Genomic DNA, 15,965 nt, shown 5'->3' on the forward strand with positions numbered 1-15,965 from the left:
CGGCGACTTCCTGGCTCCACGTCACTCGGGGCCGATGGAGTCGGCCGCCTCGATCCGGTGTGCATGCCGCACCGACACCGCACCGGCGTACCCCTCGACGAAGCCGACCACCACGTCGTACTCATCCCCCGCGGTGGAGCGCAGGGTGAGCGTCCAGGAGTTGTCGGCCGCGTGGTGCTCCTCCGCACGGAGCGACAGCGCGTCCGGGTCCACTGCGTACGCCGTCGCGGCCGCGCGCAGTGTGCGCTGGACCGCCGACTCCCGCGAGGTCGGCGTCCGCTCCGGCTGGCCGACCACCTCCATCACGTCACGAAAGGCGCGGGCCACACCGTCGTACGACGCCTCCGAGACGGCCGTGGTCCGAGGCCCGGTGTTCACCAGCAGCCCGATCTCGAGGGCGCCCGGGCTGGCGCCCCAGCTGGTGTGCCATCGGTGCTGGTGCAGCGAGTAGTGCCGTCGCGCCTCGGCTCCGGCGTACAGGACTGGCTCCAGCGCGGCGAGGATCTCCCGCTCGTCGAGTACATCCTCGCCTCCCCCGCCGTCCGGCTCTGGGACCGACAGGTCGAGCAGGTACTGCCGATCCACCTGGTCGTCAGGGCTGGCCCGATAGCCGACCTGGACCCGCACCGAGTCCACCCGGCCGAGCGTCAGCAGCGAACGCGAGTCATCGATCGCACGGTTGGTCATCTCTCCAGACTTCTCCTGGTCCCCACCAGGGTCAAGCACCGGACCGTACGCCGAGAGCCTCGCGAAGCTGTCTCGAGGCGGACCGCGGGGTAGCGCCCGCCCGCCAGATGGCGAGCAGCAGATCCGCCCGCGGCCGGCCCGGCTCGGTCCAGCTCGGCCCGAGTCCTGCCTGGCGGAGCACGTCGATCAGGTCCTCGTCGGCCGCCGTACGCGCTTCGGCCCAGGCCAGCGCGTACGCCTCATCGACCCGGTTCAAGGTCGTCTCGGTCTCTACGATCGCAGGCGCCACCGCGACCACCGCTCGGGACTCCTGTCGCTACGAATGTCTGCAAGGCCGCCGGATACTCGAAGGTGCCTGGCGATCACCACATTCGGCGCAGTATCAGGTGCAACGTTTCGGGTGTCCGGTACGACTGAGAAGGTGTGATGACGACGAAGGGGCAGATGCCCAACGTTGGGTTCGAGGAGGCCTACCGGGAGTACCGGATGACGCTCCTGCGGCTGGCGTACCTGGTTTCTGGCTCGCACGAGATGAGCGAGGACGTGGTCCAGTCAGCGTTCACCTCGGCCCACGAGCGCTGGGATCAGATCGAGAACCCGTCGCGCTACCTCAAGAAGGCCGTGGTCAATCTCGTCAAGGATGCCCAGCGACGGCAGTTCCGCCTCCGAGCCAAGGCCGTTGATCGGCCGCTGGTGACCCTTCCGCCTGAGGTTGACGAGACCTGGACACAGATCGCGCAGCTGCCGTGGACGCAACGCGCCGTCGTCGTCCTCCACTACTACGAAGATCTTCCCCTGGCTGAGATCGCAGACATCCTCAACCGCCCAGCAGCAACTGTCCGCTCGGACCACCGGCGGGCGCTGGGCAAGCTCCGAAAGGCACTCGCATGAAGAACACCCACGACCCGGAGAGCCTCGGCCTGCTGCTGCGACACACCCTGCACACGGTTGCGGACACACTCGCCGAGGACGACTTCGCCGCAAGCCGGATCAACACCGCACGAAAGCCGCACCGCAGGCGGCGGATCCTGGTCGGCCTCGGCGCAGTCGCCATCCCTGTGGTGCTGGCGACGGCCGCGGGAGCTGCGATCGTCCGCCAAGGACCGGAGTACGTCGACAAGATCCCTCCGCAGGACATCGTCATGCGCGGAAGCGTGGACGGCAGCCGCTACCTGCTGATCGAGTCCGACCGAACCGATGAGTGTGGTCAGCCCGTCACCGGAGTGGAACTGGTCGAGGAGAAGGAGAACCTGCTCGGAAGCGAGTGGAGCACTACTGGTTATGAGTACGGTGAGTACGTCGAAATGGACTGCGGCCACGTCAACGACACGTCCCGCTATCTGGAGAATCCGGCGCTCTTCAACGCCTCTGGTGTCGAGGTCGGCGACTCGTTCGTCTGGGTCTACGCCGTTCATCCCGATGTGACGTCTGTCCGCATCACGTCAGCGGGTTACACCAAGGACCTCGACGTCCATGAGGTCGACGGAGCCGGATACGCCGCCTTCGAGGTCCCCCACGACATGGACGAGTACACCTCCGAGCTTGCCATCGACGGCCAGCTCGTCCCGGGGTCCCAGCAGGAGCAGAAGGTGCCGCGACCTTGACCGACAAGCGACGTGGGAGTCCTGAGGTCACCGGGTGACTTCGGGACTCCCACGTTGCTGCTGCATCAGCACGGGGCGACGAGGGCTCGCGCCACGAGAGCCATCAGACCTCAGGCGCAGAGAGAGCGTCGACCAACCACGCGTTCCGTTGCTCCAACAGCTTCGTCATGTACCGAGTCAGCACGAGGGCGTTCATGAACCGCCCGACCGGTCCGGCGGGCGACTCGAACTCCACGACATCGGTCATCAGGGTGCCACCAGAGACTGGTTCGAATCGGTGCTCATGCCACCAACGCCGAAACGGGCCGGACTCCTGCTCGTCCACGAACCGGTACGGAGCGTCGTACTGACTGATCACCGAAGTCATCGTGAACGCGATCCCGAGGTGACGTGCTCTCCAGGTCACCGAGTCGCCCCGACGCATCACACCCGAGGTGACACCGGAGATGGCGCGCTCACCCGAGTCGGACATCGACGACTGGTGCGCGTCCACGGACAAGCTCAGCTCAAAGCACCGCTCCGGCGTCGCCGGAATCTCAGTGGTGAGCTCGATCCGTGGCACCTGAAGATCCTGGACTTCGGTCAGTCCATGCCTTCGATGATGCGGAAGTCGCGCTCGACACCGTCGGAGAGGGCGGCGAGCGCCTCCTGGTACGCCGCGCTCTCGTGCGCCGCTACGGCCTGCTCGAAGCTGTCGAACTCGATCAGGACGGTGCGCTCGGCGATTCCGGAGTCGTGCGCCACGACCCGACTGCCACGGCTGAGGACCCGACCGCCCCCGGCCTTGACGGCCTGCGGGGCCAGCTTGTTGTACGCGGCCAGCTTCTCAGGGTCTGAAATGTTGCGATAGGCGCTGACCCAGTAGCCCTTGGGCATGGAACCTCCAGTGTTGGGTTGAGGCGGCGGCATGTCGTGCCCGCTCAGTATCGCTTACGCGGACCACGCCGCCGGCCTCCGCTCATGAGGTGCGGTATTCGCCGAACCGAGCGGAGCCAGGTTCGAGGGGCAGCCGCAGGGCCCACCAGTCCACTGATCATGCGGCTGTCGCCTGATCGTTCAGCCAGGCCAGGTCAGTGGGTCGAGACGCAGATAGAAGCGCCGACGCTCGGCGTCGAGACGGAATCCATACAGCTCGGCGAACTCACGATCGGTCTGGGAAGCGGTGGCCTCATCACGCCACGTTTCGCGAGCATTCTCAAGCAATAGGGCGATGTCCGCGTACGGGTCCGCACGACCGAGCCGCCCCAGATCGATCAGTCCAGATACGCGCATCGTGTCCGGGTCCACGAGGACGTTCGGAAGGCAGAGGTCGCCGTGGCACACGACAGGTGAGGTGCGTTCTTGAAACGTACGCTGCGGCAGCTCGTCCTCGATCCCGTCGAGGATCGTCGCCGGCGGCACCTGCTGCAGCGCTACCGGCAGGAACTCAGCCTGGACTCGACCCGCGGCGACCACCTCCCGTGCGAGCGGCACCATCACCCCGAGCCCCCTGTCGAAGGGACACTCCTCCACAGGCAGGCCGTGCAGCGTACGAACGATCGCGGCGATGCTCGGCCAGGCGCGTCGAAGCGCATCAGCATCCAGCTGGTCTGCCGAGACGCCGGCCACCGCACTGGTGATCAGGCACGCGCCATCGTCCGTCGCCCACCAGTCGAGCACGGAGGCGACGGGGAGGCCTGCCTCGCCGAGCCAGGTGATCCGATCGCGTTCCGCAGCCAGGTCCTGCGCCGCCGCAGCGGGAACGACCTTCGCATAGCGCTCCGCCTCACGGTCATGAAGCACCGTGGCACCGGACTCTCCGCCGGCTACCGGCGACCACTCCGCGTCGTCGGCCGACAACAGCCCCGACGCGATCAGACGGTCGATCGTCATGACGCGAGTATCTCCTCGGAGGCTCGGTCCCGGAGGCTTACACGTTGAAGCGGAACTCGACTATGCAGCCAATCTGCTTCTACAAATACATCCGGCACTCCCCGACCACCATTTCTACCTCTCCCAATGTCGCCCGAACAGTTCCATCGCCAGCTTGATATTTTCGTCGAGCGAAGATGCTATGCCGACATGACCGCCCGGAAGCACGTCCGGCATAGTTTCTCGCCAAACGCACAGGAGTAGGTAATAGGACGCCAGAAACGCAAAGTATGGGTGGGTATAGGTTCGCAAACTCGCCACACTGCTCACAAACGGCGAGAAGGACTCTCCATGAATTCTATCGTTGCGAGCCGTATACAGAAAGACAGACATCAGAAATCTTGAACGCGATAATCCGCTCAATTGAAAATCGATGTCGGAACCGAGCCTGAGGATCTCACCCCGAAGTGCTCTTCTAAGCAGTAACGCACCCTTTCGCCCTGACTCCAGAGATCCTTCACCATATGTCGCGCGTAGGTGGCCGACTAGCTGGTTGATCGCGGAATCTCCCAGACCATCGATTCGTTTTCTGAATCGAGACCGCGATTCAGGTTCATCAATATCAGCAACGATCTTTTTGAAGAGATACTCACATGACTGCACCGGAATGCTTGCACAGAGTCGATCGGTAACGGCTACATCAATCGATCGAGACAGCAATTTAAGCCGGTCGGTGATGTTTGCGCTAACCGCGGCAGCGGACGCAACCTCAAAGGCCTTCCAAGTCGAGTCGAACGCAATGTCAACTCGCTCAGGCAATGCGTCGAAGGCGTCTATGAGGTAACTCAGTTGGCGATGAAATTCTACGGAGTCCGTGTCACAAAGTAGTACTGGCCGGAAGAAGACCCCCGACCGTTGGTCGACACGGGCTGCAAACCTAGCCTCGATTGGCAATCTCGCGCGCGGTTCCAAGACGCCCACTTCCGACCATCGCGCCAAGGCACGGAGCCGCTTCCCTCGGTGGAACGTTGCATCATAAGGCATGCGTATAAATTCGCATGCCCGATGGCAGGCGTCTGGCTTTTCAGCAGATCACTTCTCAGACGTTGAAGCGGAACTCGACCACGTCGCCGTCCGCCATGACGTAGTCCTTGCCCTCCATGCGGACCTTGCCGAGGTCACGGGCCTTGGCCACGGAGCCGGCGGAGATGAGGTCGTCGTAGGAGACGATCTCGGCCTTGATGAAGCCCTTCTGGAAGTCGGTGTGGATGACACCGGCGGCCTCGGGGGCGGTGGCGCCCTTGGGGATCTCCCAGGCGCGTACTTCCTTGGGGCCGGCGGTGAGGTAGGTCTGCAGGCCGAGGGTGTCGAAGCCGACGCGGGCGAGGATGTCCAGGCCGGGCTCCTCGACGCCGGCGTCGGCCAGGAACTCGCGGGCCTCGTCCTCGTCGAGCTCGACCAGCTCGGACTCGAACTTCGCGTCCAGGAAGATCGCCTCGGCGGGGGCGACCAGCTCGCGCATGGAGTCCTTCAGGGCCTCGTCGGCGAGCTCGTCGGAGTCGCAGTTGAAGACGAAGATGTAGGGCTTGGCGGTGAGCAGCATCAGGTCGCGGATCAGCGCGCGGTCGATCTTGGTGGCGATGATCGGGGTGCCGGCCTCGAGGGCCTCCTTGGCCTCGACCGCGGCGGCGAGGTTCGCCTTGAGGTCCGGAGCCTTGCGCGACTCCTTCTCCAGCCGCGGGATCGCCTTCTCGACCGTCTCCAGGTCGGCCAGGATCAGCTCGGTCTGGATGGTGGAGATGTCGTTGGCGGGCTCGACCTTGCCGTCGACGTGGGTGACGTCGTCGTCGCGGAAGACCCGGGTGACCTGGCAGATCGCATCGGACTCGCGGATGTGGGAGAGGAACTTGTTGCCCAGGCCCTCACCCTGCGAGGCGCCACGCACGATGCCGGCGATGTCGACGAACTGCACCGTGGCCGGCAGCAGCTTCTGGGACCCGTAGATCTTCGCCAGCTCGGCCAGCCGCTCGTCGGGAACCCCGACGACACCGACGTTGGGCTCGATGGTGGCGAACGGGTAGTTCGCCGCGAGTACGTCGTTCTTGGTCAGAGCGTTGAAGAGGGTCGACTTGCCCGCGTTGGGAAGTCCCACGATGCCGATGGTGAGTGCCACGATCGACAATCCTAGGTCCGAGCCTCCCCGAAGCCTGCTTCGGGGAACGCGAGGAGATCGAGCGAGCGCTCGGCTGAGCTTGCGAAGCCGCGACTGCGGGTCGAGATCCGTACGCCGACCACGGCCGAAACGCGGACGGCTGGGGTCGGCACCAGAACCGCCGATCACAATTTCCGACGGTCATGGGACCCCACCCAATAGGCTCGCGTCCCGTGAACGCCCCCGACGCACCACAGCGACTGCGCGAACCCGCACATCAGGTCTCCGAGCGCGCACCGGCGTACTGGCGTACGGCGGAGGCGATCGGCGCCGTGATCTGGCTGGCCCTCGCGGTGGGTGCGATCGTGGCGGCGGTCCTCGTCCCCGAGGGCTTCTGGACCTGGATCCTCTGGGCCGTCGCCGTGGTCTTCGTCCTTGCGCCGGTGCCGGGGCTGACCTTCGTGCCCTCGATCCGGTTCCGGATCCACCGGTGGGAGGTGACCGACATCGCCGTCCACGTACGCCACGGGTGGCTCACCGTCATCGACGAGATCGTGCCGCTCTCCCGGGTACAGACGGTCGACTCGACCCAGGGGCCGCTGATGCGGCGGTTCGGGCTGCGTACGGTCAAGGTCTCCACCGCCTCCTCGGCGGGCATCGTCCAGATCGCCTGCCTCGACGACGCGCTCGCGCTCGAGGTCGTCGCGAAGCTGGTGGCGATCACCGCGGCGACGCCTGAGGACGCGACGTGAGCACACCCGAGGTCCCTGACGTCCCCGAGGCCCCCGAGGTCCCTGACGCTCCTGTCGTTCCGGACGCGGAGTGGCAGCGGCTGGCCGGATGGACCGCTGTCGTCAGCCCGCTCTCGACGCTGCGTCAGGCGATCATCCCGGCCGCGGTCGGTGCCTTCGGTGCCGGGCAGGCGAACGTGTTCATCGGTCTGCTGGTCGCGGTCGGCATCGCGGTGGTCGCGGCTCTGGCCGGCATGGTCCCGTGGCTGACCACGAGCTATCGGGTGACACCGACACATCTGGAGGTACGCAAGGGCCTGCTCAACCGCACCACCCTGACCGCCCGGCTCGACCGGGTGCGGAGCGTCGACCTGAGCTCGACCCTCATCCACCGCGCCCTCGGGGTCACCAAGGTCAATGTCGGCACCGGGGTCGACGAGGGCCAGATCACCCTCGACTCGCTCACCAAGGACGCCGCCGCCCGGCTGCGGCGCGAGCTCCTGCACGCGGCCCCGGCGCCATCCGGGCCATCCGCGCCTGAGGTGCCCTCCGCTGAAGGCTCCTCGCCGGAGACCGCGCCCGTCGCGGCCTCGCCCGAAGGCGAGATCATCGCCAGGCTCGACTGGTCCTGGATCAGGTACGCCCCGCTCAACCTCAGGAACCTCGCGATCGCGCTCGGCGGTCTGGGCGCGCTCTTCGGTGCCTTCTCCGACCTCATCCCGTGGGAGTCCTTCGGTGTCCGGGTCACCAACGGCGAGGTCAACGGCGTCCCGGTCGACGAGTTCGTACGCATGCTCTTCATCGCCGTGCCGATCGCGATCGTCGGGGCCGCCGCGGTGTGGGCGATCGGGTCGTGCGTGGGCTACGCGGTGCGCTGGTGGGACCTCCAGGTCGTACGCGAGCAGGGCCGGGAGGGCACCACGCTGCGACGCAGCTTCGGCCTGACCAGCACCCGCGCGACGACGGTGGAGGAGGCGAAGGTACGCGGCGCCACCTCCACCGTCGGCCCGCTGATCGGCCTGGCCGGCGGGGCCGATCTCAACCTGCTGACGACCGGGCTCGACGACAACTTCCCCGCGGTCCTGCCGACGGCCCCGGAGCAGGTCGTCTCCGAGGTCGGCACCGACATCCTCGGCGAGGACGCGTTCTCGACGGCGCTCACCGGACACGGGCCGCGGCCACGCCGGCGCTACTGGTTCCGGGCGGTCGTCGCCACCGTCGTGTGGACGCTCGTCGCGCTCGTCCCGACGGTGCTGATCGGCGTCTTCGGCGACGTCTGGCTCTGGTGGATCCCGGTCGCCATGCTGGTGGTCACCCTCGTTCTCGGGCTGCTCGGTGCCGAGCTCCGCCACCGCCACCTCGGCCACGCGCTCACCGATCGCTACCTGGTCGTCCGCTCCGGCTCGTACACCGCCGTACGCACCGCGCTGCAGACCGACGGCATCATCGGCTGGCGGGTCAGGCAGACGTTCTTCGACCGCCGCATCGGCCTTGCCCAGGTCACCGCGATGACCGCGGCCGGCCACGAGCACGTCGACATCCCGGACGTGCCGCTCGAGACGGCCGTCGCCCTGGCGACGGCGGCCACGCCGCGTACGGTCTCGGAGTTCGTCGAATAACCCGTTCCGCGTCGGGCGGGCTTCGGTGGATGATCCGGCCATGACAATCCAGATCCGCCATCTCACCTTCGACTGTGCCGACCCCCGCAAGCTCGGGGAGTTCTGGTCGGCGGTCACCGGCTGGCACCTCTTCTACGACGAGGACCCCGAGGTGATCGTCGCCCGCAGCTTCCCGTCGAAGGAGCTGATGTTCCTCTTCGTCCCGGTGCCCGAGGCGAAGTCGGCGAAGAACCGGGTCCACATCGACATCAAGCCGGAGGACACCACCCGCGACGAGCTCGTCGAGCGCGCGCTCTCGCTCGGCGCCACCGTCTTCGGCGACCACCGCAAGGAGGACGGGACCGGCTTCGTCGCGCTCCGCGACCCGGAGGGCAACGAGTTCTGCATCGAGCGCGGCGAGCACGAGATGGCCTCGAGCGGACCGATGACGATCGGGCTCAAGATCTGAGCTCAGCGGGCGAGCACCCCGACCCGCCCGCCCGCACCGGCGGCCCAGCAGACACCCTGGGCGCAGTCGACGGTGTGGAAGCGGGTCTGGGTGGCGCCGAACGGCTTCCAGGAACGGCCGTTGTCGTGGCTGATGTCGCTGCCGTTGGGGCCGACGGCGATCGCCGTGCGGCCACCGATCCAGGCGACCGCTTCACGGTATCCGCCCAGGTCGGAGTCGGAGTTGGTCCAGGTGCGGCCGCCATCGGTGGAGTACGCGGCGCGGTCGACGCCGTCGTCCTCGAGGCCGAAGTCGCCACCGACCGCGATGCCCTGGCGAGGGTTGCGGAACCCGAGCCCGAAGACACCTGCGGCCTCACCGGTCGCGATCGTGGAGTCGGCAGCGGACCAGGAACGACCACCGTTGTGGGTGGCGTAGATCTTCGCGGCCGCGCCGCCACCGCCGATCCAGGCGTCGCGCGCCCCCGCGGTGACCAGGCAGGTCCCGCTGGCCGAGTAGCCGAACTCGCCCGGCGCCTCCAAGCCGCGCGTGTCCGCGATCGTCCAGGTGTCGCCGCCGTCAGCGGTCGTGATGATGCGCCACTCACCGTCGACCGGGTCGCTCATCGCGATCCCGCGCTTCCCGCCGGGCCAGAAGTCGACGCAGTTGTAGAACGCGGTCGGCTCCGCGGACCGGAACGTCTCGGTCCAGGTCGCTCCGCCGTCGACGGTCTTGTAGATCCGGCTCGCCTCACCCTCACCGATGGAGAGCACCACCGCCTCGCTCGCCGAGCGTGCCTCGACATCGCGGAAGAGCAGCCCGTCGGATCCCGGCGGCGAGACCTCGTCCCAGGTCCGGCCGCCATCGGTCGTACGGAACACTCCCCCGCCGTCCCCGCCGACCCACGCGGTCTCCGCGTCGACGGCGTCCAGCGCCCGGAACCCCTGTGTCGTATCGACGTTCACAGACGTCCAGTCGTACGCACCCCCTGGCTGCACAGCCTGCGCCGCCGGCGCGAATGTGAGGGTGGTGAGAGCGAGAGTGGCCGCCGCTGCGGCTCCGACAACGATGCGCACGAAGGTTCACCCTGGCCCTGCCGGGCCGTTCTGTCCACCGATCCGGTGAAAATCGTCCTGCCCCATCTGCTGACTCGGGAATTTTCTTCCGTGACCGGTTGGTAGCCCCTAGAGTGAATCGCCGTGCCGCGTATCGCGGTGCAGATGGGGAGGTTGTCATGAGCAGAACGACACTGACCAGACGCGGAAGGTTGGCGGCTGCGGGACTCGCGGCCGCGGTGGCGGTTGCTACGCCGTACGCAGCAACCCACGCCGCAGAGCCGGATCCGCCCGCGACGACCGCCACGGACATGGCGTCGCCCCAGCACCGCAAGATCGTCTCGCTGATGCACCACATGTCGCTGCAGCAGAAGATCGGCCAGCTCTTCGTGATCGAGGTCTACGGACGCGACGCCAACAACGTCAGCGACACGGCGAAGGCCGGCAACCAGAGGCTCTACGGGGTGGACACCCCGGCGCAGGCGATCGCGAAGTACCAGCCCGGCGGGGTCATCTACTTCACCACCCGCGGCCCCGACAACATCGGCGACGCGGCCCAAGTGGCGACGCTCTCCAACGGCCTCCAGCGTGCCGCGCTCCAGCAGCGGCCCAAGATCCCGCTCAACATAGCGGTCGACCAGGAGGGCGGCGCGCTCGTGGCCCGCTTCGGTCCGGCCAGCGGCGCGACCCAGATGCCCGGCCAGATGGCGCTGGGCGCCGGCGGCTCGACCGAGGACGCAGCCCGCTCTGCCGAGGTCATCGGCACCGAGCTGGCCGCCGTCGGGGTCACCCAGGACTACGCCCCCGTCGCCGACGTCAACCTCAACCCCAACAACCCGGTGATCGGGATCCGCTCGGCCGGGGCCGACTCTGCTGCGGTCTCCGACATCGTCGAGGCCGAGGTCGGCGGGTTCGACGACGGCGACCTCTCCTCGATCGCCAAGCACTTCCCGGGCCACGGCGACACCGGCACCGACAGCCACTACGGCCTGCCCGAGGTGACCCACAGCCGCGAGGAGCTCGAGGCGATCGACCTGCCGCCGTTCAAGGCTGCGATCGACGCCGGGATCGACGCGATCATGACGGCCCACGTGACCGTGCCCGCGATCGACCCGAGCGGCGAGCCGGCCACCATGTCCGAGCCGATCCTCACCGGCCTGCTCCGCGAGGAGATGGGCTTCGACGGCCTGATCGTGACCGACGCCCTCGACATGCAGGGCGCGAGCGCGACGTACCCGCCCGACGTCGCCCCGGTCGAGGCCTTCCTCGCCGGCGCCGACCAGCTGCTCATCCCGCCGCAGATGGACACGGCGTACGCCGCGGTCCTCGGCGCCGTCAAGAACGGCACCATCTCGCGCCAGCGGCTCGACGAGTCGGTCTACCGGATCCTCGAGCACAAGCTCGAGAACAAGATCTTCGAGAGCCCCTACGTCGACCCGGCGGCAGCTCCGGCGGTCTTCAGCAACCCGCTGCACAAGGCCGACGCCCAGGCGATCTCCGACCGCACCACCACGTTGGTGAAGAACGACGACGACCTGCTGCCGCTGGCGCCCGGGGCGAAGAACGTCCTGGTCGCGGGCTGGGGCGTGGACACGACAGCGGGCATCGCGGCCGGACTCCAGAAGCGCGGCGCGACGACCCAGGTGCTGCAGTCGGGCACCACCCCGACCGACGCGCAGATCAACGCCGCCGTCGAGGCCGCCGCGGGCAAGGATCTGGTGGTCGTGCCGACCAACAACGCCTGGCAGATCAACCCGGCGACCGGCCAGCCGACCCCGGCCTCCGTGGCCCAGACCAAGCTGGTCAAGGCGCTGCTCGCCACCGACACCCCGGTGATCGTCACCGCGATGCGCAACCCCTACGACGTGACCTCGTTCCCCGAGGCCGCGACGGTGCTCGACACCTACGGCTACACCTCCCACCAGCTCGAGTCGCTGGTGCGCGTGCTCTACGGCGAGGTGAACCCGAGCGGCAAGCTCCCGGTGGAGATCCCGGATCTCTTCCCGCTCGGGCACGGGCTGTCCTACTAGGAACCCCATGAGAGCGGCCCTCCCGGAAACCGGGAGGGCCGCTCTCTTGCTGCTAGAGGATCAGGAGCCGTACAGCGCCCGGACCCCGGCCGCGTCGGAGGCCTGGAACTCCAGGTCCTCCGAGCCACCGTTGCACTGCGGGTAGTGCATGATCGAGGAGGAGTCGTACGGGGTCAGCGCACGCCAGTTGTTGTCCTCGAAGCAGGTCGCCGCCTCCGGGCGGGTGTGCTCGTGACGGAACCCGAGGGCGTGACCGAGCTCGTGCGCGAGGATGTCACCCGGCTCCCAGTTGCCCGACGAGAAGATCGAGTCGTCGATGAGCACGTTGCGCGAACGCTTCGAGGTCGAGGGGAAGAACGCTCGCGCGATGTACTGCGAGGTGCTGACCGGCTCGACCGAGAAGAGCACGTTGGAGTTGCGGGTGTTGCACGCGCCGTCCTGGGCGGGGACGTAGGTGAACTCGACCGCCGAGCTCGCCGCCTCCCACAGGCCGGCGCCCTGGGCCATCGCCGAGACGATGCCGGCCTTGTTGGTGCCGAACTTGTCCGAGACACAGTAGGTCAGGTTGAGCGCCTGCGAGGCCGACCACTTGTCGTCCCGGCCGCTGACGGTGTTGACGATGAGGCCGTCCTCCGGGACGTGCTTCGGCGTCGAGACCATCGACTCGTAGAACTTGTGCAGGTCACCCTGGTTGGAGACGACCTCGTCGCCGTTGACGATGTACTGACCGTCCACGTCGACGTATGTGGACGCCTCGAACTCCTGGTAGCTCGGTGCCTCCTCGGCGAATGCGGGAACCATCGACGCAGTCAGCGCTGCGGCACCCGCAGCCGCGGCGATCATCATGGGAATACGAACTCGCATAGCTCTTCCTCCTGGAAATGTGAGCGGCCGCCCGAGATAGGGCACCCCGAGGGCCACAGGAGATTCAAGCGTTACGACCCCGCATACGGCATAGAAACTTCGGTCAAATTCCCGTTTGCCAGGCAAAAGTTTCGAACGAAACTCGTACGTTTGCCGCCGGTCGCATCACGGAGCGGGCCAGATCACCTTGTCGCTGTCATCGACGACGGCCTCCGCGAAGGAGGTGTCGAACCAGGAGGCAGCCTGCTCGGGCGTGACCTTCTGCCCGGCGTACGCAGTGACGACCCCGGCCAGCGCCGCGACGTTGTCGGGGTCGACCGAGCCGAACTTGCCCGGGAGCGGGTTGTCGGCCGCGACCGCGACCTCGGTGCGCCAGATGGCCGTCTCGTGCTTCTCGTCGGACTCGGCGCCGGCCAGGTCGTGCTGGTAGCCGATGCACTCCTCGACGTGGTCCGCGGAGGCGCAGTAGGTGTAGGCCTTGAAGACGGCCCGGAGGAAGTCCTCGACGGCGGTGGGGTGCTTCTCGGCCCAGGCGGGGTTGACGGAGTAGGCGCCGAGGGAACCGGGCACCTCGAAGTCGGTCGGCTCCCAGACGGTCACGTCCTCGCCGGCCTCCTTCAGCTGGTTGGGCTCGTTGGAGACGAACCCGACCAGCGCGTCGACCTGGCCGCGCGGCAGGACGCCGGGGTCGTAGCCGACCTTGACCTGCTTCACCTTGGTCATGTCCACGCCGGCCTCGGCGAGCATCGCCTGTACGCCGACCGGCACCCAGCCCTTGTGGCCGAGGGTCTTGCCCTCGAGCTGCTTCAGGTCGGTGATCGAGGTGCCGGTCATCAGCACGTCGAGACCGGCGTTGGAGTAGGACGAGACGCCGAGCACCTTCAGGCCGCTCGCGTTGGAGGTCATGATGTCCTGCTCGGAGAGCGGCCCGACCTGCACCTTCCCGGCGGCGATCAGCTTGGCATTCTGGGAGACGTCGCCCGAGCCCGGCTGAAGCTCGACGTCGAGGCAGAGATCGGTGAAGTAGCCGAGCCGATCTGCGGCGATGGCCTCCATGATCGAGGCCGACGCCTGCCAGTAGTAGCCCGACATGTAGGTGATCTTCCCGGCCTTCTCGTTCTGCTCGCAGCGCTCGGCCGAGACCGCGCTCCCCTGCTCGCCGGCGGAGTTCTGCGAGGACCCGCAGGCGGTCAGCGCACCGAGCAGGACGACCGCCGACGTGAGGGCAGCAGCGATCGGACGTACGCGAGACATGAAGGGCTCCTTCACTCGAAGATCAGGACTCGTGCCAGTGGAGCACTCGACGCTCGGCGAGCGTCACGAGCCAGAACAGCAGCGACCCGAGCGCCGCGAGGACGAAGATCGCTGCCCACACCGTAGCCAGTCTGTTCTGCGAGCTGGCCACCTGTATCACGCTGCCGAGGCCGTCTGCCGACCCCGCGGCGGAGAGCTCGGCCACGACGGCGCCGATCATCGACAGCGGGAAGACGATCCGCAGGGACGCGAAGACGTACGGCAGCGAGGCCGGCACCCGCAGGTAGCGCAGCACCTCCAGCCGGCTCGCGGCCACGGTCCGGTAGACCTGCAGCACCGGCGAGGGCACCGCCCGCAGCCCGGTCGCCACGTTGATCAGGATCGGAAAGAAGCAGACCAGCGCGGTCAGGACGACCTTCGGCCCCATCCCGAACCCGAGCGCGACCACGAGCAGCGGCGCGATTGCAACCAGCGGCGTCACCGAGAGCACGACGGCCACCGGCATCACCGCACGCCGCACCACCGCGATCTCGCTCACCACGACGGCGAGGGCGAAGGCGGCGACGAAGCCGATCCCGAGCCCCACCAGCGCCTCGCTGAGCGTGACCAGGGTGTTGCTCAGGAAGTAGCCGGGGTCCTCGGTCAGCACGCTCGCGATGTCGCCGAGCGGCGCGAACAGGTAGGGCATCCGCCGCGCGCCCAGCTCCCAGGCGAGCCCGAGCACCACGACGAGGAGGACGAACGGGAGCCAGTAGCGCGGGCGGAGCAGCCGCGTACGGCGGCGCAGGCGGCGCGCGGCGAGCTGCTCGGGAGTGGGGACGACGAGATGTGGCCGAGGGGCCGGCTGCGTACCTGAGTCCAGGGTCACGAGACGACCTCTCCGTGGCTGAAGGCGTCCCTCAGGCTGCCCCGGAGGGCGAGCTCGTAGGCGTGGAACTCGGGCGAGGTGAGCAGCTCCTGGTGACGCGGACGGGGCAGGTCGATGTCGATGACATCGGTGATCCGGCCCGGTCGCGGAGCCATCACCACGACCTTGTCGGACAGCCTGACCGCCTCGGAGATCGAGTGGGTGACGAAGACGACCGTCGCGCGGGTCTGCTCCCACAGCTCCAGCAGCTGCTCCTGGAGCGCCTCGCGGGTGAACTCGTCGAGCGCACCGAAGGGCTCGTCGAGAAGGAGTACGTCAGGGCGCAGCCCGAATGCGCGTACGATCGCGGTCCGCTGCTTCATGCCGCCGGACAGCTCGGCCGGGAGCTTGTGGAGCGACTCCCCCAGGCCGACCTCGCGCAGCATCGCCTCGAGATCGGGCCGGCCGCGGTCGCTGCGGCGATTCACCTTGTGCGGCAGGGTCACGTTGCCGAGCACGCTCAGCCAGGGCAGCAGCGCCGGAGACTGCGGCACGAAACCGAAGGCCTTCGCCTCGGCCGCCTCCTTCGGCGTCAGACCGCACACCGTGATCTTCCCGGCGTCGGCCGACTCCTGCCCGCTGATCAGCCGCAACAGGGTCGACTTGCCGCAGCCCGAGGGCCCGATGATGCTCACGAACGTGCCGGGCTCGATCGTCAGGTCGATGTCGTCGAGGGCGATCAGCTCGGCGAGATCGGCCTGCTCATAGAGACGACGGACCCCGTGCATCTCGATCGTCGCTCTGCCCACGCCTCAAACGGTAGTCCAATACGTCCTCTGGATAG

Annotated in this window: 17 protein-coding genes; 6 read left to right on the forward strand and 11 right to left on the reverse strand. The window is 67.6% G+C overall.

The annotated features are described in order from the left end of the window. Positions 1 to 21: 21 nt before the first annotated feature. Both ABTX24_RS06260 and ABTX24_RS06265 read right to left on the reverse strand, forming a co-directional pair. Entirely contained in the window at positions 22 to 687 is a 666-nt protein-coding gene (locus ABTX24_RS06260) for a hypothetical protein (RefSeq protein ID WP_350838199.1), read from the reverse strand. Positions 688 to 718: 31 nt separating this feature from the next. Then, positions 719 to 976 (reverse strand): hypothetical protein, encoded by a 258-nt coding sequence (locus ABTX24_RS06265; RefSeq protein WP_350838201.1) that lies wholly within the window; start codon positions 974 to 976, stop codon positions 719 to 721. 137 nt (positions 977 to 1,113) lie between these two features. Between ABTX24_RS06265 and ABTX24_RS06270 the strand changes: the two genes are divergently transcribed. After that, the gene (locus ABTX24_RS06270) at positions 1,114 to 1,578 is read left to right on the forward strand and encodes an RNA polymerase sigma factor (RefSeq protein ID WP_350838203.1); all 465 of its coding nucleotides are present in this window, start codon (positions 1,114 to 1,116) and stop codon (positions 1,576 to 1,578) included. Beyond that, a complete protein-coding gene (locus ABTX24_RS06275; protein ID WP_350838205.1) occupies positions 1,575 to 2,291 on the forward strand; it encodes a hypothetical protein in 717 nt (238 codons plus the stop codon). Before ABTX24_RS06270 ends, ABTX24_RS06275 begins: the two co-directional genes overlap by 4 nt. 103 nt (positions 2,292 to 2,394) lie before the next feature. Here ABTX24_RS06275 and ABTX24_RS06280 read toward each other — a convergent pair whose 3' ends face one another. The 4 genes from ABTX24_RS06280 to ychF form a co-directional block, all read right to left on the reverse strand. Further along, positions 2,395 to 2,853: an SRPBCC family protein gene (locus tag ABTX24_RS06280; protein ID WP_350838207.1), complete on the reverse strand. Its 459-nt coding sequence runs from the start codon at positions 2,851 to 2,853 to the stop codon at positions 2,395 to 2,397. A 20-nt stretch (positions 2,854 to 2,873) separates the two neighbouring features. Then, on the reverse strand, positions 2,874 to 3,167 hold the full coding sequence (locus tag ABTX24_RS06285) for a DUF1330 domain-containing protein (protein WP_350838209.1): 294 nt from the start codon (positions 3,165 to 3,167) through the stop codon (positions 2,874 to 2,876). Between the two features lie 180 nt (positions 3,168 to 3,347). Next, complete coding sequence (locus ABTX24_RS06290; RefSeq protein ID WP_350838211.1) at positions 3,348 to 4,163, reverse strand: APH(3'') family aminoglycoside O-phosphotransferase; 816 nt, start codon at positions 4,161 to 4,163, stop codon at positions 3,348 to 3,350. 1,078 nt (positions 4,164 to 5,241) lie between these two features. Next, positions 5,242 to 6,315, reverse strand: a complete 1,074-nt coding sequence (gene ychF, locus ABTX24_RS06295; protein ID WP_141803377.1) for a redox-regulated ATPase YchF — start codon at positions 6,313 to 6,315, stop codon at positions 5,242 to 5,244. A gap of 212 nt (positions 6,316 to 6,527) precedes the next feature. Here ychF and ABTX24_RS06300 point away from each other — a divergent pair, with 212 nt between their 5' ends. Genes ABTX24_RS06300 through ABTX24_RS06310 form a run of 3 tightly spaced genes read left to right on the forward strand, consistent with a single transcriptional unit; the run spans position 6,528 to position 9,092 of the window. Next, positions 6,528 to 7,046 (forward strand): PH domain-containing protein, encoded by a 519-nt coding sequence (locus tag ABTX24_RS06300; RefSeq protein WP_160024852.1) that lies wholly within the window; start codon positions 6,528 to 6,530, stop codon positions 7,044 to 7,046. Then, the gene (locus ABTX24_RS06305; RefSeq protein ID WP_350838213.1) at positions 7,043 to 8,644 is read left to right on the forward strand and encodes a PH domain-containing protein; all 1,602 of its coding nucleotides are present in this window, start codon (positions 7,043 to 7,045) and stop codon (positions 8,642 to 8,644) included. The genes ABTX24_RS06300 and ABTX24_RS06305 overlap by 4 nt, the downstream gene beginning before the upstream one ends. Before the next feature lie 40 nt (positions 8,645 to 8,684). Continuing rightward, positions 8,685 to 9,092 carry a VOC family protein gene (locus ABTX24_RS06310; RefSeq protein WP_165112114.1) on the forward strand — a complete coding sequence of 136 codons (408 nt, stop codon included), beginning with the start codon at positions 8,685 to 8,687 and terminating at the stop codon, positions 9,090 to 9,092. 2 nt (positions 9,093 to 9,094) lie between these two features. On the opposite strand, the gene ABTX24_RS06315 is transcribed toward ABTX24_RS06310, so the two are convergent. Then, the gene (locus tag ABTX24_RS06315; protein ID WP_350838215.1) at positions 9,095 to 10,147 is read right to left on the reverse strand and encodes a WD40/YVTN/BNR-like repeat-containing protein; all 1,053 of its coding nucleotides are present in this window, start codon (positions 10,145 to 10,147) and stop codon (positions 9,095 to 9,097) included. Positions 10,148 to 10,305: 158 nt separating this feature from the next. Here ABTX24_RS06315 and ABTX24_RS06320 point away from each other — a divergent pair, with 158 nt between their 5' ends. Continuing rightward, positions 10,306 to 12,156: a glycoside hydrolase family 3 protein gene (locus ABTX24_RS06320; RefSeq protein WP_350838217.1), complete on the forward strand. Its 1,851-nt coding sequence runs from the start codon at positions 10,306 to 10,308 to the stop codon at positions 12,154 to 12,156. A 60-nt stretch (positions 12,157 to 12,216) separates the two neighbouring features. Here ABTX24_RS06320 and ABTX24_RS06325 read toward each other — a convergent pair whose 3' ends face one another. The 4 genes from ABTX24_RS06325 to ABTX24_RS06340 all read right to left on the reverse strand — a co-directional run bounded on the left by ABTX24_RS06325 (position 12,217) and on the right by ABTX24_RS06340 (position 15,930). Continuing rightward, positions 12,217 to 13,020, reverse strand: coding sequence for a M57 family metalloprotease (locus ABTX24_RS06325; protein ID WP_350838219.1), 804 nt, complete (start codon positions 13,018 to 13,020; stop codon positions 12,217 to 12,219). Between the two features lie 165 nt (positions 13,021 to 13,185). Then, positions 13,186 to 14,274, reverse strand: a complete 1,089-nt coding sequence (locus tag ABTX24_RS06330; RefSeq protein ID WP_350838221.1) for an ABC transporter substrate-binding protein — start codon at positions 14,272 to 14,274, stop codon at positions 13,186 to 13,188. Between the two features lie 22 nt (positions 14,275 to 14,296). Continuing rightward, positions 14,297 to 15,142 carry an ABC transporter permease gene (locus ABTX24_RS06335; protein ID WP_350838223.1) on the reverse strand — a complete coding sequence of 282 codons (846 nt, stop codon included), beginning with the start codon at positions 15,140 to 15,142 and terminating at the stop codon, positions 14,297 to 14,299. Next, on the reverse strand, positions 15,139 to 15,930 hold the full coding sequence (locus tag ABTX24_RS06340) for an ABC transporter ATP-binding protein (protein WP_350720381.1): 792 nt from the start codon (positions 15,928 to 15,930) through the stop codon (positions 15,139 to 15,141). Before ABTX24_RS06340 ends, ABTX24_RS06335 begins: the two co-directional genes overlap by 4 nt. Positions 15,931 to 15,965 lie beyond the last annotated feature (35 nt).

The organism is Nocardioides sp. NPDC127514 (assembly GCF_040302125.1).
GTDB lineage: Bacteria > Actinomycetota > Actinomycetes > Propionibacteriales > Nocardioidaceae > Nocardioides.

Excerpts from the sequence above, each read along its gene's own strand:
- ABTX24_RS06275 (WP_350838205.1), top strand. The coding sequence starts at position 1,575 with ATGAAGAACACCCACGACCCGGAGAGCCTCGGCCTGCTGCTGCGACAC.
- ABTX24_RS06330 (WP_350838221.1), bottom strand. The coding sequence starts at position 14,274 with ATGTCTCGCGTACGTCCGATCGCTGCTGCCCTCACGTCGGCGGTCGTC.
- ABTX24_RS06285 (WP_350838209.1), bottom strand. The coding sequence starts at position 3,167 with ATGCCCAAGGGCTACTGGGTCAGCGCCTATCGCAACATTTCAGACCCT.
- ABTX24_RS06270 (WP_350838203.1), top strand. The coding sequence starts at position 1,114 with ATGACGACGAAGGGGCAGATGCCCAACGTTGGGTTCGAGGAGGCCTAC.
- ABTX24_RS06310 (WP_165112114.1), top strand. The coding sequence starts at position 8,685 with ATGACAATCCAGATCCGCCATCTCACCTTCGACTGTGCCGACCCCCGC.
- ABTX24_RS06290 (WP_350838211.1), bottom strand. The coding sequence starts at position 4,163 with ATGACGATCGACCGTCTGATCGCGTCGGGGCTGTTGTCGGCCGACGAC.
- ABTX24_RS06320 (WP_350838217.1), top strand. The coding sequence starts at position 10,306 with ATGAGCAGAACGACACTGACCAGACGCGGAAGGTTGGCGGCTGCGGGA.
- ABTX24_RS06325 (WP_350838219.1), bottom strand. The coding sequence starts at position 13,020 with ATGCGAGTTCGTATTCCCATGATGATCGCCGCGGCTGCGGGTGCCGCA.
- ABTX24_RS06260 (WP_350838199.1), bottom strand. The coding sequence starts at position 687 with ATGACCAACCGTGCGATCGATGACTCGCGTTCGCTGCTGACGCTCGGC.